Genomic DNA, 17,690 nt, shown 5'->3' on the forward strand with positions numbered 1-17,690 from the left:
TAACCTTTTTTGTTGTGATTCCGTTGGGGCTCGAACCCAAGACCTACTGCTTAGAAGGCAGTTGCTCTATCCAGCTGAGCTACGGAACCGACCTTATTATCGACTCCCTTTCAAGAAATCGGCTGCAAAGGTAGTTATTTTTTTCGAACCTACCAAACTTTTCCCTGAAATCTTTGCAAAGTTTATACCAAACTACTTCTTTGCTGGCTTCCAGTTGCCGTAGATGATACGCCCATAAGGCGAATTCTTAGAAACCTGCACACCTACGTAGCTTGAGAATCCACCCACATAAAAGTCCTGATAGTGGTAGTTGATACTGTCGATTTCAACGCTCTTACAGCTGTCGTTTCCAACTTCAATACTCTTGGCACGCTCTTCGAACGAACGATAAACAGAGTCGGGGATACCCTTGTAGAAGAATACGATCAGTGTATCGCGGAACTGTCCACCTTCGAGATATTCGCCTGGCTTGTGCTCCTTAATGCGGAACTCCGGGAATTTCAGTCCTGTATCTCTGCTTACTTTGGCGGCCGTATCGTAGATACCTCTACGATTCTCCGGATTGGCCATATGATTTCGCGCTCCCTGAGCGCCTGCTATTGACGTGAGAGTGATGGCTAATAGAATGATAAAAATGCAGACTGCAATGACTGCGTAACCCCATAATAGATATTTCTTCTTCATGACCTAAATAGGTTATTAGTTGATAAAATATGCTGCAAAAATACTAAAAAATCTGTAGTTTGCAAACATTTTAAGCATTTTTTTATACCTTTGCACCCGCTTATATTATATAAATAAGGTATAAACTGGATGAAGAGATTAATTATTATGGCCATAAGCTGCGTGATAATGAGTGCCCCTATGAGCGCTCAGCGTAAGCAGATTGGCGAAGCACGAACAATACTGAAGAGTGGGAAGAATTTAGAGCAGGCAGAGAAACTGATGACCGACTTGCTGAAGGATTCTGCCAACCAGCAGAACATCCGTATTTACGATATCTGGTTGCAGTCTGTCGAGAAGCAATATCTGGCCATCAACGAGAAGATGTATATCAAGCAGAAGGTTGATACAGCTGCCTTCTTTAATCTGGCTAAGCGTATGTTTACCGTAGCCGAAAAATTGGATTCTATCGATGCCAAGCCTGATAAGAAAGGTAATTCTCACCCCGAATATCGTAAGGATAACGCAGCCAAGATGAACAGTTATCGCCCCAATATCTACTATGGTGGTGCCCACCATCTGAAAAAGGGTGATTTCAAAACGGCATTGGATTTCTTTGAGATGTATCTCGACTGCGATCGTCAACCGCTGTTTACAGGCTACGACTATATGTATAAGGATGCCAAGATGGGCGAAGTAGCATACTGGGCAACCTATTGCGGCTACCGCTTGAACGACCCTGTACTTACACTTCGCCATGCAGCAACAGCACAGCGCGATGAGCAGAAGCTGGAATACACCCTGCAGTATATGGCCGAAGCATGGGATAAACTCGACGACGACTCGATGCATATCTCAACCCTGTGGCAAGGCTTCAGGAAGTATCCAAAATCCAACTATTTCTTCCCCCGACTGATGGATGTTTACAACAGTCGCGGCAACTATCAGATGGCTGATAGCGTGGTAAACGAGGCTTTGGCTATCGACTCACTCAACGAGCTGTATCTTTTTGCCAAGAGCACCGTGATGCTGAACATGAAGAAGTATAGCGACTGTCTGAAGTTCAGCGAGCAGCTGATTGGAGTAAACCCAGAGCAGCCCGACATTTATTACACAGCCGGTTTGGCCTGCTTGAATATTGCCCAGCGCATGGATCCCCGAAAGAACAAGAAGCAGATTCTGAAGATGTACGAAAAAGCCCGTCCCTATATGGAAAAATATCGCGAAATGGCTCCTAGCGAGCTCGATAAGTGGGCGCCTGCTTTATATCGCATCTACTTCAACCTGAATATGGGTAAACAGTTTGATGAAATCGATAAACTGCTGAAGAAGTAAGATAAGAAGAATTAATTAGTTAAGGAATTATAAAACGAGAGATGATTTAGGTCGTTTCTCGTTTTATTTTTGTAATTTCGCAAAATAGAATTTATTTATAATCTAAAAAAATAAAACAGAAAGATTATGGCAGACAACGCTCAACTGATTGCTCAGTGCGAGGCACGGGCTAAGGAATGGCTTTCTCCAGCCTTTGATGAGGAGACACGTAAGGAAGTACAGGCAATGCTCGACAATGCTGACAAGACAGCGCTGATCGATGCTTTCTATCAGAATCTTGAGTTTGGTACAGGTGGCCTTCGTGGTATTATGGGTGCTGGTACCAACCGCATGAACAAGTACATTGTAGGTATGGCTACACAGGGTTTTGCCAACTATATCCTGAAGGCATTTCCTGGCAAGCAGAGCTCGGTTGTTGTAGGTCACGATTGCCGCAACAACGGTCGTATGTTTGCTGAGACTGTAGCAGATATTTTCTCAGCTAATGGCATTAAGGTTTATCTGTTCGAGAGCCTTCGCCCAACACCTGAGATTTCGTTCGCCATCCGTCAGCTGGGCTGTCAGGCTGGTGTTAACGTAACCGCTTCTCACAACCCTCGTGAGTATAATGGCTACAAGGCATACTGGGACGATGGTGCTCAGGTGCTGGCTCCACACGATAAGGGTATCATCGACGAGGTGAACAAGGTGAAGATTGAGGACGTAAAGTTCAATGGTAACAAGGAACTCATCGACATCATCGGTGGTGAGATGGACTGGGATTACCTGCAGGCTGTTAAGGAGGCTATGGTAGATCAGGATGTGATCCTGCGCCAGAAGGACCTGAATATCGTTTACAGCCCAATGCACGGAACAGGTCGTGTCATTATTCCTGAGGCTCTGCGTTCATGGGGCTTCCAGAATATCCACGTGGTTCCCGAGCAGATGGTTATCGATGGTAACTTCCCCACAGTAGTTAGTCCTAACCCCGAGAATGCCGAGGCTATGACACTGGGTATGAAGCTGGGTACACGCCTGAATGCCGACCTGGTGATCGCTTCTGACCCTGATGCCGACCGTTTGGCTATCGTATGCCGCAACGCCAAGGGCGAGTGGGAGATTCTGAATGGTAACCAGACCTGTATGATGTTCTCATGGTACATCATCGCCAACAAGAAGAAGCTCGGCCAGCTCAAGGGTAACGAGTTCCTGGTAAAGACCATCGTTACAACCGAGGTGATTGCCGAGATTGCTAAGAAGAACGGTGTAGAGTATCGCGACTGCTATACAGGCTTCAAGTGGATTGCCAACGAGATTCGCATCTCTGAGGGTGTTAAGAAGTACATCGGTGGTGGTGAGGAGAGCTTCGGATTCCTGCCATTCGATAAGGTCCGTGATAAGGATTCTCCAGCATCTATCTGCTTGATTTGTGAGATTGCTGCATGGGCTCGCGATAACGGTATGACTCTGTACGATCTGCTGATGAACATCTACAAGGAGTACGGATTCTCTAAGGAGGTAACCATCAACGTGGTTCGTCCTGGTAAGACCGGTGCCGACGAGATTAAGCAGATGATGACCGACTTCCGCGCTAATCCTCCAAAGGAGCTGGGTGGTAGCAAGGTTTGCCTGTGGAAGGACTACAAGACTCTGGAGGCTAAGAAGGCCGACGGTAGTGTTGAGAAGTTGAATATGCCTGACACCAGCAACGTTCTGCAGTGGTTCTGCGAGGATGGTACAAAGGTATCAGTTCGTCCTTCAGGTACCGAGCCAAAGATTAAGTTCTACACCGAGGTGAAGGACGCCAGCTTTAAGGATGCTGCCGATTACGAGCGCTGCACCAAGGCTGCCGAGGAGAAGATCGAGGCTATCAAGAAGAGCTTGAATCTCTAAAGCAAATACATAAAAAAAGAAGCCCTCGTCGTATCGGCGAGGGCTATTTTTATGCCTTTTAGTAGAATATCATTGAAAGCAGATAAGCTACTATCGTAGAGGTAAATACGCTGATCAAACCAGGCATCATGAACGAGTGGTTCAACAAGTATTTTCCAATCACCGTAGTACCCGAACGGTCGAAGTTAACGGTAGCGATATCCGATGGGTAGTTAGGGATAAAGAAGTAACCGTAAACAGCTGGCAGCACACCCAGCAGTACAGGACCAGGAATTCCCAGTTTATACGCCAACGGCAGCATGGCTACAACCACTGCACCTTGCGAGTTGATGAGCACCGAAACCAGGAAGAATACGATGGCGATACTCCATGGATATTCCTTGACAATGTCGGCCAGCATCGACTGCATCTCGCTCATGTAGTTCGAGAAGTATGTGTCGGCCAACCAGGCGATACCATAGATGGCAACCACCGCTACCATACCTGATTGCCAAACCGGACCAGCCACAGCCTTCTTGGGCTGAGCCTTACAGAAGATAATCATCAGCGCAGCAGCCGAAATCATGACAATCTGAATCACCAGGTTCATCTTCAAATCCACCATACCTTTCTCGGTAAATCCTTCGGCCACAACACCAGCTTTGGCCAGCGCCGAAGCCGTGATGGTAACACCGCTTGCAAGCGTCAGGTCGCCAGCATCCTTAACCGCCTTAACGGTGGGGTAAGAAGGCAGCAGGTCGGGTAGGGCAGCAAAAACTACGATAACAGCCAGCGCACCCAGGAAGATAAAAACGGCATTCTTGGCCGATTGTGGAATCTGTCTGTCGAGTGTGGTGGCATTCGAACCGTAGATATACTCGCGCTGAATCGGATCGGCAATCTTCTTTTGGAACTCAGGATCCTTGTCCAGATCCAGTCCGCGATGGTACGAAGCAGCAGCAGCAGCCATCAGTCCGCAAAGACAAGCAGGAATGCTGATCATGAGTACACGAGGAATGGTGATGTCGAAGTGGTTGGCATTAGAAATGGTGACGAAGGCCACCACAGCCGCAGCAATAGGCGAACAGGTGATACCAACCTGCGAGGCAATAGATGCTACGCCACAAGGACGCTCCGGACGGATACCCTTCTTCAGTGCAATGTCGCAGATGATAGGCATCAGCGTGTAAACCACGTGACCTGTTCCTACCAGCACCGTCAGGAAGAATGTGCATAGCGGTGCAAAAAACGTGATGTGGTCAGGATGCTTGCGCAGCAGCTTTTCGGCTATCTGTATCAGCCAGTCCATACCGCCCGAAGCCTGCATGATTCCTGCACACGTTACAGCAGCAATGATGATGTAAATAACATCTGTTGGTGGCGTTCCTGGTTTAAGTCCGAAGCCAAACACCAGAATAGCCAATCCAATTCCCGAAATAGCTCCCAAGGCCAGACTGCCATAACGGGAACCAACCCACAGCGCACCGAGTACGATACAGAGCTGCAGAACCATTGTAAATGTAATCATACGTTAAAATTCGATTGTTTTAAGTTGTTATTATTAGAATTATGACGGCAAATATAGGCAAATTATTTGGATATACGAAATTTTTGCGCATTTTTTCGCGGATAAATCTTAAAATTATTTATTTCTTTGGTCAGGTCAGATAAATTCACTACCTTTGCACGCTAAATAATAAAGGTTAAAAAATAGAAGCTAAAAAAGTAGGATATGGCAAAGAAGTTTGCAGAACATAACGGCTTGAATCTGACCCAGGTTAACAATGATATCCTGGAGATGTGGCGCGAGAAGAACGTATTCTGGCGTTCGGTTAACGAACGTGAGGGATGTCCACAGTTTGTATTCTTCGAGGGTCCTCCCTCGGCTAACGGTCATCCAGGTATTCACCACGTGCTGGCTCGTACCATTAAGGACACCTTCAACCGTTATAAGACCATGAAGGGTTATCAGGTAAAACGTAAGGCTGGTTGGGATACTCACGGACTGCCCGTAGAGCTGGGCGTTGAGAAGGAACTGGGTATTACCAAGGCTGATATTGATAATAAAGCATCAGAGAAGTACATCTCAACCGAGGATTACAACAAGAAGTGCCGCGAGAACGTGATGATGTTCACACAGGAGTGGCGCGACCTCACCGAGAAGATGGGTTACTTTGTTGATCTGGATAATCCTTACATTACCTACGACAACAAGTATATCGAGACATTGTGGTGGCTCCTGCAGCAGTTCTACAACAAGGGCTTGCTTTACAAGGGTTACACCATCCAGCCATATTCGCCAGGTGCCGGTACTGGTCTGAGCTCACACGAGCTGAACCAGCCTGGTTGCTATCGCGATGTAAAGGATACCACTGTTACAGCGCTGTTCAAGGCCCTCGATCCTAAGGAAGAGTGGACCAAGTGGGGCGAGGCTTACTTCGTAGCCTGGACAACCACTCCTTGGACATTGCCTTCGAACACCGCACTTTGTGTTGGTCCGAAGATTGATTACGTAGCAGTACAGACCTACAACGCCTACAATGGCGAGAAGATGACCATCATTCTGGCCGAGAGCCGACTGAATGCTTATCTCTCACCCGAGGGTAACATCACCGATGGCGACGAGATGCCTGAGTACAACAAGGGCGAGAAGTTCGTACCTTACCGCATCGTAGGCCGTTATACCGGTCAGGAGCTGGTAGGTATGAAGTACCAGCAGCTCATGCCTTGGGTTAAGCCATCGGCTAAGCTCGATCAGAATGCTGCCGACTACGTAAAGGAGTATGCAGCAGCACATCCTGAGAAGGTATTCGCCAGCGAGAATGGCAAGGATCAGTTTGTTGAGATGGAGAGCGAGGCCTTCCGCGTTATCCCTGGTGATTACGTAACTACCGAGGATGGTGCTGGTATCGTACATATCGCTCCAACCTTCGGTGCCGACGACGCCAAGGTGGCTAAGGATGCTCACATCCCAAGCCTGTTCCTTATTAATAAGAAAGGTGAAACACGTCCAATGGTCGACCTCCAGGGTAAGTACTATGTAATGGACGAACTGGATAATAACTTTGTTGAGAAGTGCGTAGATGTAAAGGCTTACGGCCACCACGCTGGCGACTACGTGAAGAACGCCTATGCACCCGAGTTCAACAAGGACGGTAAATACGACGAGCAGGCTGCAGCCAAGGCTGAGGACCTGAACATCGTGATCTGTATGGAGATGAAGCAGGAGGGCACCGCACTCAAGATCGAGAAGCACGTGCACAACTATCCTCACTGCTGGCGTACCGATAAGCCCGTACTTTATTATCCTCTTGATTCTTGGTTCATCCGCTCAACTGCCAAGAAGGATCGTATGTTCGAACTGAACAAGACCATCAACTGGCAGCCCGAGAGCACAGGTACAGGCCGCTTTGGTAACTGGCTGGAGAATCTGAACGACTGGAACCTCTCTCGTTCACGTTTCTGGGGTACACCACTGCCTATCTGGCGCGACGAGGATGGTAAGGAAATCTGTATCGGTTCGGTTGAGGAGCTCTACAACGAGATCGAGAAGGCTGTTAAGGCAGGCTTCATGCAGAGCAATCCATTGAAGGACAACGGTTTCGTTCCTGGCGATATGAGCAAGGAGAACTACGATAAGATCGACCTGCACCGTCCATACGTTGACAACATCGTACTGGTATCTGAGAGCGGCAAGCCAATGAAGCGCGAGACCGACCTGATCGACGTATGGTTCGATTCTGGTTCTATGCCATACGCACAGATCCACTATCCATTCGAGAATAAGGATTTGATTGATAAGGGTATCGCATTCCCTTGCGACTTTATCAACGAGGGTGTTGACCAGACCCGTGGTTGGTTCTTCACCCTGCACGCTATTGCTACCATGATTTTCGACTCAGTAGCCTTCAAGAATGTTATTTCTTCAGGTCTGGTGCTCGATGCTAAGGGTAACAAGATGTCGAAGCACGTTGGTAACGTCGTAAACCCATTCGATATGATTGGCAAGTACGGTAGCGATGCTGTACGCCTGTATATGATGACCAACTCAGAGCCTTGGGACAACCTGAAGTTCGACCCAGAGGGCGTTGACGAGGTACGTCGTAAGTTCTTCGGAACACTCTATAACACCTATAGCTTCTTCGCACTCTATGCAAATGTGGATGGTTTCGACCCCGCAACAGCACAGGTGGCATTCGATAAGCGTCCTGAGATCGACCGCTGGATTCTGTCTTGCCTGAACACCCTTATCAAGGGCGTAGAGGCCGAGCTGGATGGTTACGATCCTACACGTGCCGGCCGTCTGATCGACGCGTTTGTTAACGACGACCTGAGTAACTGGTTCGTACGTTTGAACCGCAAACGTTTCTGGGGTAAGGAGATGAGCGAGGATAAGCTCTCGGCTTATCAGACTCTCTACACCTGTTTGATGACCGTTGCCAAGCTGTTGGCTCCATTTGCACCATTCTATGCCGACCAGCTGTATAAGGACCTGGGTGGTGAGCTCGACTCAGTACACCTGGATAAGTTCCCAGTAGCCGACGAGTCACAGATCGACAAGGATCTCGAGGCTCGCATGCAGATGGCACAGAAGATCACCTCGATGGTTCTGGCCCTGCGCCGCAAGGTTAACATCAAGGTGCGCCAGCCACTACAGGCCATCATGATTCCTGCTGTGGACGAAACTCAGAAGAAGCACATCGAAGCCGTTAAGGACCTGATTATGAACGAGGTTAACGTTAAGGAACTGCGTTTTGTTGAGGGTGCTGGTGTGCTGGTTAAGAAGGTAAAGTGTAACTTCCGTACCATGGGTAAGAAGTTCGGTAAGCTCATGAAAAGTGTAGCTGCCGCAATGGATGCCCTGAGTCAGGAGCAGATTGCCGAACTCGAGAAGCAGGGTACCATCGGTATCAATGTCGAGGGTCAGGACATCACCGTCGAGGCCGTAGATGTTGAGATTATCAGCGAGGATATTCCAGGCTGGCTGGTAGCCAACGAGGGTAACCTTACTGTAGCACTCGAGGTAGAACTCACCGAGGAGTTGAAGAACGAGGGTATGGCCCGCGAGCTCATCAACCGCATCCAGAACATCCGTAAGGAGAGTGGTTTTGAGATTACCGACCGTATCAGCGTTGTACTGGCTCCAAATGCCGAGGTTGAGAAGGCAGTAAGCAGCTTTGCCGACTACATCAAGACTCAGGTTCTGGCCGATGATATTACTCTGCAACCTAATGACGGCCAGGAGGTTGAGTTCGATGACTTTAAGTTGAACATAACAGTTACAAAGAATTAAAAATAATCAATAACTAAACAATTAAGTATTATGGCAGAGAAGACTCGCTATACTGACGAGGAGCTCGAAGAGTTCCGTCAGATTATCAATGAGAAGATGGCTTTGGCCAAGCGTGATTACGAACAAATGATGCGCGTACTGACCAACGAGGACAGCAACGACGTCGACGACACATCACCCACCTACAAGGCATTGGAGGAGGGTAGTGCTACCCAGTCGAAAGAGGAGTTGATCTCAATGGCCGCCCGCCAGCAGAAGTTCATTCAGGGCCTGAAGGCTGCATTGGTTCGCATCGAGAACAAAACCTATGGTATCGACCGTATTACCGGTAAGCTGATACCAAAGGAGCGTCTGCGTGCCGTTCCTCATGCAACACTGAGTGTAGAGTCTAAGCTGAACCAGAAAAAGTGACGCACGGACCTCTGATTACAAAAGGAAGATTGGCGACATTAATCATAGTCGCCATTCTCCTTATTGACCAGGCTATCAAGATCTGGGTGAAAACGTCGATGACGCTGCACGAGAGTATCCGCGTTACCGATTGGTTTTACATCACGTTTATCGAGAACATGGGCATGGCCTTTGGCATGCAGTTAGGCAGCAAGATCGTGCTGTCGTTGTTCCGTGTGGTTGCCATCGGTGTGCTGGGTTATTACATCTGGCAGCAGGTAAAACGTAATGCCCGCACAGGCTATATCGTGTGCCTCTCGTTGGTGCTGGCCGGTGCTGCAGGCAATCTCATCGATTGCATGTTCTACGGCATGATGTTCAACGAGTCGTCGCCCTACTATCTGTCGTACTTAGTTGATTTTGGTACGGGTTATGCACCTTTCCTCATGGGTAAGGTGGTAGATATGTTCTACTTCCCGTTGATCGAAACCGAATGGCCCACATGGATGCCGTTTGTGGGCGGACAGCACTTTGTGTTTTTTAGTCCGGTATTTAATTTTGCCGATGCCAGCATCAGTGTCAGCGTAGTGCTGCTGTTGCTGTTCTATCGTGAAGAAATAAGTAAGATTACACTTAAGAAAGAAACGAATAACGTTGAAGAGTAAGGCTTTACATATTGTTTTGGTGGCCGCAGCTGCTTTGATGATTAGCTGTAAGCCATCGGTGCCATCGGAGTATATCCAGCCCGACGATATGGAGGATTTGATTTACGATTACCACGTAGCGCAAGGCATTGCCGCGCAGCAGGAGGGTAATCAGGATTACAACCGCCGTTTGACTTTCGAGTTAGTGCTCAAGAAGCACGGGCTCACACAAGCCGAATTCGACTCGTCGTTGGTATATTATTATACACGTGCCGACCGATTCCAAGAGATTTACAAGCATGTACAGGATCGCCTGAACGCCGAGGCTGAGAAATATGGTGCCGCTGTTAGCGATATGCAGATTACTGCTTCCTCGCTAAGTGGCGATACGGCTGATATATGGAAAGGCGACCGCGCACTCCTGCTGTTCAACGACCGTCCGTATCATCTTTATCAGTTTACTCAGAAAGCCGACACCTCGTATCGTGCAGGCGACAGCTTTATGCTGAGTATGAACACCACATGGCTTATGCAGCAAGGCAATCGTCAGGCCTCGGTGTATATGGCCATTACCTATGCCAACGATAGTACTGTTAAGCAGTTTTCTACCGTTGCGTCGAGCGGCATCACAACCCTGCGCATCCCTTATTGTAAGGAGCGTGTAAAGGAGATCAAGGGTTTTGTGATGTGTGGCATGCGCCCCGCAACCGACGACACCAACAATCTTTGTCTGCTGTTTGTGAACAACATCCAGCTGTTCCGCTTCCATAACAAGCTTATCGATCAGCCCGTTGTGCCACAGCCGCAGCCCGACACCATCGCCGAACTGAAGCCCGATACGGCTCAGTACGATTCGCTACGCCGCCCAGGCCGCCATGTAGCCGGGCATCCGCTGACTTTTGGCGAGCTTCAGAAGATGCGTAAGTTGGAACAAAATAAAGTAAAACCAGTATCTAAGTAATAATTATGAATCTGAAATTCCGTTTGTCATTGATGAACTTCCTGGAGTTCGCAGTTTGGGGAGCTTATCTTACATGTATGGGAAATTACCTCGGAGTGGCCGGACTGGGCGACAAGATTTCCTGGTTCTATGCTATTCAGGGTATCGTAAGTATCTTTATGCCCACATTGATGGGTATCATAGCCGATAAGTATATTCAGCCACAGCGCTTGCTGGGCTTGTGCCACTTGGTAGCAGGCGGCTTTATGCTGGGCTGCTGGTGGTTAGGCTATCAGGCAGGCTTCGGCAATGAGTTGGCCGATAAGTCGCTGTTCATCACGCTTTACACCCTCAGTGTGGCATTCTTCATGCCCACCATCGCGCTGTCGAACACAGCCGCGTTCACCATTCTGAAGAACAACGGACTTGATACCGTCAAGGACTTCCCACCCATCCGTGTGCTGGGCACCGTGGGCTTCATCGTCACCATGTGGTTTGTTAACTGTGCCGTATGGCAGGATGGCAGCTTTACGATGACGCTGGCCGACAGCGCCTATAAGTTCCAGTACACCTATATGCAGTTCTTTGTATCAGGCATCCTCAGCATTGTGCTCTGCTTCTATTGCTTCACATTGCCCGAGTGCAAGGTTGTGGTAAAGGAGAAGGTTTCGCTCATCGAGAGCCTTGGCCTCAATGCCTTCAAGCTGTTCAAGAACCGTAACATGGCTCTTTTCTTTATATTCTCAGCCCTGCTGGGTATGTGTCTTCAGGTAACCAATGGCTATGCCGGACCGTTCATTACCAGCTTCAAGGGTAGTGCCGATGCTGCTATTGCCAGCTCGTTTGCCGCCAACAACGCCACCCTGCTCACCAGTATCTCGCAGATTAGCGAGGCCCTTTGCATCCTCATGATACCATTCTTCCTCAAGCGTTATGGCATCAAAATTGTGATGCTCATGTCGATGTTCGCCTGGGTGTTCCGTTTCGGATTCTTCGGTGTTGGTAACCCCGCCATGCCAGGTGTTATCATGTTCATCCTCTCTTGCATCGTTTACGGTGTGGCCTTCGACTTCTTCAATGTGTCGGGTGGTATCTTCGTCGATCAGGAGTGCGAACCCAGCATCAAGGCTTCGGCTCAGGGTTTGTTCATGATGATGACCAATGGTGTTGGCGCTACCGTAGGTACGCTGGCAGCCGGCGAGATAGTAAACCATTACTGTTATTGGGAGAATGGATTCCTGCAGGGCGAGTGGCCCACATGCTGGTTTATCTTTGCCGCATTTGCACTCGCTGTAGGTGTATCGTTCGCCCTTGTTTTCCATCCGGAAAAGAAATAACACAGATTACTTTAAATAGAATATGAAGGAAGCAAGATATTTTTTTGTGCCTGATGCCGAGAACCAGACCGAGCTGCCTACCGACGAGGCCATGCACGCCATGCGTGTGCTGCGCTTGAAGAGTGGCGACGAGCTGTTTCTGATGGATGGGGTAGGTAACTACTTCCGTGCACAGGTAACGGTTGCAGCTACCCATCACTGCTATTACGAGATCTTGGAGAAGCTGCCTCAGGAGCCCCAGTGGAAGGGCCATCTGCACTTAGGTATTGCGCCCACCAAGATGATGGACCGCATGGAGTGGATGATGGAGAAGGCCACCGAGGTTGGTATCGACGAGGTTTCGTTCCTTAACTGTAAGTTCTCCGAGCGCCGACTGGTAAAGCTGGTGCGTCTGGATAAGATTGTAACCGCAGCCGTTAAGCAGAGTCACAAGGCCTGGAAGCCCCAGGTTAACGAGATGGTACACTTCAACCATTTCCTCGAGCAGCCCATTCAGGGCCGCAAGTACATTGCCCACTGCTACGAGGAGGTACCCCGTGTAGAACTGTTCGACGAGTTGCGCAAGCCATCCGAAAGCCATGATGTAACCGTGCTGGTAGGTCCCGAGGGCGATTTCTCGATCGACGAGGTGAAAGCAGCCGTAGCAGCCGGTTGGGTATCAGTAAGCTTAGGTTCAAGTCGCCTGCGCACCGAAACGGCCGGTTTAGCCGCCGTGATGATGATGCAGTTGGCACAGAAATAACAATTACATAGAACGATAAACCAAATAAACTATAAGATATGACTGACGAGAAGATTATGGCTACCATCAAGCCCGATGGCGAATACTGGCAGCCCGAACTCGAGACTATGCCAAGAGAGCAGCTCCAGCAGTTGCAAGTTAAGAAACTAAAGGACACGATCAACGTATGTCTAAAGTCGCCTTTCTATAAGAAACGATTAGGCGATGCGGGTATCACGGCCGACTCAATCAACAGTCTGGACGATTTGCGTAAGATTCCTTTCACCACTAAGCAGGACCTGCGCGATAACTACCCCTACGGACTCGTTGGCGGCAATCTCGACGATGCCGTACGTATTCACTCTACCAGTGGTACTACCGGTAATCCATGCGTGGTTGTTTACTCCGAGCACGACATCTGTTCGTGGGCAAACATGATTGCCCGCAACTTGTACATGGTAGGATGCCGTAAGAGCGACGTGTTCCAGAATTCATCGGGTTACGGTATGTTTACCGGCGGACTTGGATTCCAGTATGGCGCCGAGTGGTTGGGCGCCATGACTGTGCCTGCCGCAGCCGGAAACTCCAAGCGTCAGATCAAATTCATTAAGGATTTCGGTACCACCTGCCTGCACGCCATCCCGTCTTACGCCATCCGTTTGGCCGAGGTGTTCAAGGAAGAGGGCGTTGATCCCTCAACTACCAAGCTGCGCACCCTTTGCATTGGTGCCGAGCCCCACACCGAGGAGCAGCGCCGCCGCATCGAGCGTATGCTGGGCGTAAAGGCCTACAACTCGTTTGGTATGACCGAGATGAACGGTCCCGGTGTAGCCTTCGAATGTAAGTATCAGGACGGTATGCACTTGTGGGAGGACAACTATATCGTTGAGATTGTTGATCCCGATACACTCGAGCCTGTGCCCGACGGTGAGATGGGCGAGATGGTGCTCACCACACTCGACCGCACCATGATGCCTATCCTGCGTTACCGTACGCGCGACCTCACCCGCATCATCGCCGAGCCATGTAAGTGCGGACGTACCCACCGTCGTATCGACCGTATCAAGGGCCGTACCGACGATATGTTCATCATCAAGGGTGTGAACGTATTCCCCATGCAGGTCGAGAAGATTCTCGTGCAGTATCCTGGTTTGGGTAGCAACTATCTCATCACCCTCGAGACCATCGACGACAACGATGTGATGACCGTTGAGGTTGAGCTCGACAGCCTTGAGACCGAGATCTATCCCGAGATGCAGAAGATGATGAAGGATATCCAGCGTGCACTCAAGGACGAGATTCTGCTCACCCCAGTAGTAAAACTTGTTAAGAAGGGCTCTTTGCCACAAAGCGAGGGCAAGGCCGTTCGTGTAATAGATAAAAGACCCAGTCGCGGATGAAGAAATTCATGATGGCCCTTTTATTGGCCACAACACTTAATCAGGCATCAGCTCAGAGCGTCACCCTACGTGATGTGTTCAGGCAAATGCCTGACTCATTGATGCCTTATCTCTCCAAGAATAATCGTTTGGATTTTATCGATTTCCTGGATTCAGGGATGAAGGCCGAAGTAAAGAATCAGTTAGGCGGAACCAGCCAGATGATTGCGCTGGGCGATGATAGTCTCACTATCCGCATGAACCCGTCGTTGCGAACCGATATGTTGCTGATGGACAGCACCGTAGTGATGATCGAGACGTTTACCGTCGATTCCATCTACGGACAGAGTAGGGTGCACTACTTTACCACCGCCTGGCAACCCATCGCAGCACCACAGTTTACCGAAGCACAAAGCAAAAGAATTAAGCGTTTTGAAATGCAAAATATCCTGAAGCGGGATGATGAATTGCTAAACAAACGTTAAATTAATGTAGTTTATGGCTTCTGATTTTCCACTTTCAGAAGAAATGAATTACCTTTGCACATGTGTTTTTCATGGTATTAGATTATTAAGGTTAATTAGAAATGGATTTATCGTGAGGTAAGTGATATTTCGGCCTCCATAAAGTAATGTTTGAATAAATTGTTTTTTTAGAACATTAGTTTATGGTTAAAAAAAGAGGAACCTGAGAAGGTTCCTCTTTTGTTTTTTGCATTTTTGCATTTTTACATTTTAATAACTGCGAGCGATGATAACGCGAGCTTTCGCTGGCTTACCAGTTACCATATCCACACCAGGTGTCTGCTCTACGCCGAAAGGCACGCAGCGGATAGTGGCCTGAGTCTCCTCCTTAATCTTAGCCTCGGTCTCGGCAGTACCGTCCCAGTGGCACAGGAAGAATCCACCGTCTTTCACCTTCTCCTTGAACTCCTCGTAGTTCTCGCACTCGTAGATGCGGGCATCACGATAAGCCTTAGCCTTCTCAAAGATATTCTTCTGGATATCCTCAAGCAGCTGCTCTACATACTCGGTGATACCATCGATCGAGCGAGTCTCCTTCTCCAGCGTATCGCGGCGCATTACCTCGATAGTGCCGTTCTCCAAGTCGCGAGCACCCAGAACCAGACGTACGGGAACACCCTTCAGCTCGTAATCAGCAAACTTAAAGCCAGGACGCTTGTTGTCGGCATCGTCAAACTTCACGGTGATACCCTTAGCGCGCAGAGCCTCGATGATAGGTGTCACCTCCTTGTTAACCTGCTCCATCTGCTCGGGCTTGGTAGCGATAGGAATAATTACCACCTGGATAGGAGCCAGACGTGGAGGCAGAACCAGTCCGTTATCATCACTGTGAGTCATAATCAGCGCACCAATCAGTCGGGTAGAAACACCCCACGATGTAGCCCATACATACTCAGGCTTGTTCTCCTTATTCAGATAGGTTACCTCGAATGCCTTGGCAAAGTTCTGACCCAGGAAGTGGCTGGTACCGCTCTGCAGCGCCTTACCGTCCTGCATCATAGCCTCGATGGTGTAAGTATCCAGCGCACCGGCAAAACGCTCAGTCTCACTCTTCACACCCTGTACCACAGGCACAGCCATCCACTCTTCAGCAAACTTGGCATATACCTTCAGCATCTTCTGTGCTTCCTCCTCGGCCTCCTCGCGTGTAGCGTGGGCTGTGTGGCCCTCCTGCCAAAGGAACTCGCTGGTGCGCAGGAATGGGCGGGTACGCATCTCCCAACGCATTACGTTACACCACTGGTTGCACATCAGTGGCAGATCGCGCCATGAGTGAATCCAGTTCTTATATGTATTCCAGATAATAGTCTCCGATGTAGGACGTACAATCAGTTCCTCCTCGAGCTTAGCTGTTGGGTCAACCTCAACACCGCTCTTATCCTCCTTAGCGCGCAGGCGGTAGTGTGTCACCACAGCACACTCCTTAGCAAAACCCTCAACGTGCTCGGCCTCCTTCGAGAGGAACGACTTTGGGATGAGCAGTGGGAAGTATGCGTTCTGAGCACCAGTTTCCTTAAACATCTTGTCGAGCTGCTGCTGCATCTTCTCCCAGATGGCATAACCGTAAGGTTTAATCACCATACAGCCACGTACAGCGCTCTGCTCTGCCAAATCAGCCTTAACTACCAGGTCGTTAAACCACTGGCTGTAGTTGTCGGCTCTTTTCGTTAATTCTTTTAATTCTTTTGCCATATTTTTCTTCTATGATTTCTATTTTGCCTGCAAAGGTACTGAAAATCGAGCGAAATACAAAATAAAATAGCTTTTATTTTTATATTTTATCCCATACTATCGTTGTAACATTCATGGTAAACATGTAGCGATAGGTGCCCGATCGTGCCCCGAACGATGCCGCATCCATACCATTGGCCACCGGGTCGTAAGGCCGTCCACAGTCCTTGATGGTCATCTGGAAACCTTCGTCCAACTCTTTAAGCGAGATGTCCAGATATTTTAGCTCACTGCTTCTGCGCTCCTTTGCATTATTAAACAGCGCCTTGATGGTAGCATATATCTTTTTACTCACCTCGTCGGTCATCTCGCAAGTGTCGGCAAACAGCTTCATTATTCTTTTCATCTCGTCAAGATTCTGTCGCTCATAATCTATCGAGCACTCAAACTTAATACTCTGTAGCATCTTGTCAACCAGCGAAAACATGGTGTAGAACGGATGCTTGCGGTGCTCCCAATAGCCGTAAGCCAGACTCGCCAGTGTCAGCCGGTAAGTCTTGTCTATCAAATAGCTGTTACGAAATTTACTAATATTCATGTTATTGTCTTAGATTTGTTAGAATGTTTTAGATTATCTTGGGCAAAGATAAAAATAATTATTAATATCTACAAGAAAAAAATCTTTTCTTTAATTCATTTGCAAAGTACCTAAAGAAATATTGCAGCCTAAGTACTTTGCAATTGAAAACTAGTTGGATTTCAAAACGCCATAGAGATAGGCTTTATAGTTTGTTCAGACGTCACGAACAAGTTGTTCAGATAATCCCTATAGGGGTATGGAGATTATCTGAACAACTTACTAAGATTATCCGAATGTGTGAAAGAGACTATCCGGAACGATATAAACTTACCCTTTTACTAAAGGCGTTACACCCTTATACT

The 17,690-nt window shown here is 48.5% G+C and carries 14 protein-coding genes and 1 tRNA gene; 10 read left to right on the forward strand and 5 right to left on the reverse strand.

The genetic code is table 11. The features are described from left to right. Nucleotides 1-15 precede the first annotated feature (15 nt). Nucleotides 16-89 (reverse strand) — tRNA-Arg (locus tag BLU97_RS05180). A gap of 103 nt (nt 90-192) precedes the next feature. Beyond that, entirely contained in the window at nt 193-684 is a 492-nt protein-coding gene (locus tag BLU97_RS05185; RefSeq protein WP_139208837.1) for a hypothetical protein, read from the reverse strand. A 129-nt stretch (nt 685-813) separates the two neighbouring features. Here BLU97_RS05185 and BLU97_RS05190 point away from each other — a divergent pair, with 129 nt between their 5' ends. Both BLU97_RS05190 and BLU97_RS05195 read left to right on the forward strand, forming a co-directional pair. Beyond that, complete coding sequence (locus BLU97_RS05190; protein WP_074760563.1) at nt 814-1,998, forward strand: tetratricopeptide repeat protein; 1,185 nt, start codon at nt 814-816, stop codon at nt 1,996-1,998. A gap of 126 nt (nt 1,999-2,124) precedes the next feature. Then, the gene (locus BLU97_RS05195) at nt 2,125-3,870 is read left to right on the forward strand and encodes a phospho-sugar mutase (protein WP_074760564.1); all 1,746 of its coding nucleotides are present in this window, start codon (nt 2,125-2,127) and stop codon (nt 3,868-3,870) included. A gap of 58 nt (nt 3,871-3,928) precedes the next feature. On the opposite strand, the gene BLU97_RS05200 is transcribed toward BLU97_RS05195, so the two are convergent. Continuing rightward, nucleotides 3,929-5,377: an anaerobic C4-dicarboxylate transporter gene (locus tag BLU97_RS05200; protein WP_074760565.1), complete on the reverse strand. Its 1,449-nt coding sequence runs from the start codon at nt 5,375-5,377 to the stop codon at nt 3,929-3,931. Between the two features lie 204 nt (nt 5,378-5,581). Between BLU97_RS05200 and ileS the strand changes: the two genes are divergently transcribed. From ileS to BLU97_RS05240, 8 genes are read left to right on the forward strand one after another with little or no spacing between them, the layout of a single operon-like run. After that, nucleotides 5,582-9,142 (forward strand): isoleucine--tRNA ligase, encoded by a 3,561-nt coding sequence (gene ileS / locus BLU97_RS05205; RefSeq protein ID WP_074760566.1) that lies wholly within the window; start codon nt 5,582-5,584, stop codon nt 9,140-9,142. Nucleotides 9,143-9,172: 30 nt separating this feature from the next. Continuing rightward, nucleotides 9,173-9,553, forward strand: a complete 381-nt coding sequence (locus tag BLU97_RS05210) for a TraR/DksA family transcriptional regulator (RefSeq protein ID WP_013065585.1) — start codon at nt 9,173-9,175, stop codon at nt 9,551-9,553. A gap of 29 nt (nt 9,554-9,582) precedes the next feature. Continuing rightward, on the forward strand, nt 9,583-10,197 hold the full coding sequence (locus BLU97_RS05215) for a lipoprotein signal peptidase (protein ID WP_013063735.1): 615 nt from the start codon (nt 9,583-9,585) through the stop codon (nt 10,195-10,197). Nucleotides 10,198-10,234: 37 nt separating this feature from the next. Beyond that, nucleotides 10,235-11,137 (forward strand): DUF4296 domain-containing protein, encoded by a 903-nt coding sequence (locus BLU97_RS05220; RefSeq protein ID WP_139208839.1) that lies wholly within the window; start codon nt 10,235-10,237, stop codon nt 11,135-11,137. A 5-nt stretch (nt 11,138-11,142) separates the two neighbouring features. Further along, nucleotides 11,143-12,453 carry an MFS transporter gene (locus tag BLU97_RS05225; RefSeq protein WP_074760568.1) on the forward strand — a complete coding sequence of 437 codons (1,311 nt, stop codon included), beginning with the start codon at nt 11,143-11,145 and terminating at the stop codon, nt 12,451-12,453. Nucleotides 12,454-12,475: 22 nt separating this feature from the next. Next, nucleotides 12,476-13,195: a 16S rRNA (uracil(1498)-N(3))-methyltransferase gene (locus BLU97_RS05230; RefSeq protein WP_074760569.1), complete on the forward strand. Its 720-nt coding sequence runs from the start codon at nt 12,476-12,478 to the stop codon at nt 13,193-13,195. 56 nt (nt 13,196-13,251) lie between these two features. Further along, nucleotides 13,252-14,574: a phenylacetate--CoA ligase family protein gene (locus BLU97_RS05235; protein WP_074760940.1), complete on the forward strand. Its 1,323-nt coding sequence runs from the start codon at nt 13,252-13,254 to the stop codon at nt 14,572-14,574. Continuing rightward, a complete protein-coding gene (locus tag BLU97_RS05240; protein ID WP_074760570.1) occupies nt 14,571-15,038 on the forward strand; it encodes a DUF3256 family protein in 468 nt (155 codons plus the stop codon). The genes BLU97_RS05235 and BLU97_RS05240 overlap by 4 nt, the downstream gene beginning before the upstream one ends. A 249-nt stretch (nt 15,039-15,287) precedes the next feature. On the opposite strand, the gene proS is transcribed toward BLU97_RS05240, so the two are convergent. Next, nucleotides 15,288-16,769: a proline--tRNA ligase gene (proS, locus tag BLU97_RS05245; RefSeq protein ID WP_013064667.1), complete on the reverse strand. Its 1,482-nt coding sequence runs from the start codon at nt 16,767-16,769 to the stop codon at nt 15,288-15,290. A gap of 79 nt (nt 16,770-16,848) precedes the next feature. After that, the gene (locus BLU97_RS05250; protein WP_139208842.1) at nt 16,849-17,346 is read right to left on the reverse strand and encodes a hypothetical protein; all 498 of its coding nucleotides are present in this window, start codon (nt 17,344-17,346) and stop codon (nt 16,849-16,851) included. Nucleotides 17,347-17,690: the final 344 nt, after the last annotated feature.

The organism is Xylanibacter ruminicola (assembly GCF_900107775.1).
GTDB lineage: Bacteria > Bacteroidota > Bacteroidia > Bacteroidales > Bacteroidaceae > Prevotella > Prevotella ruminicola_C.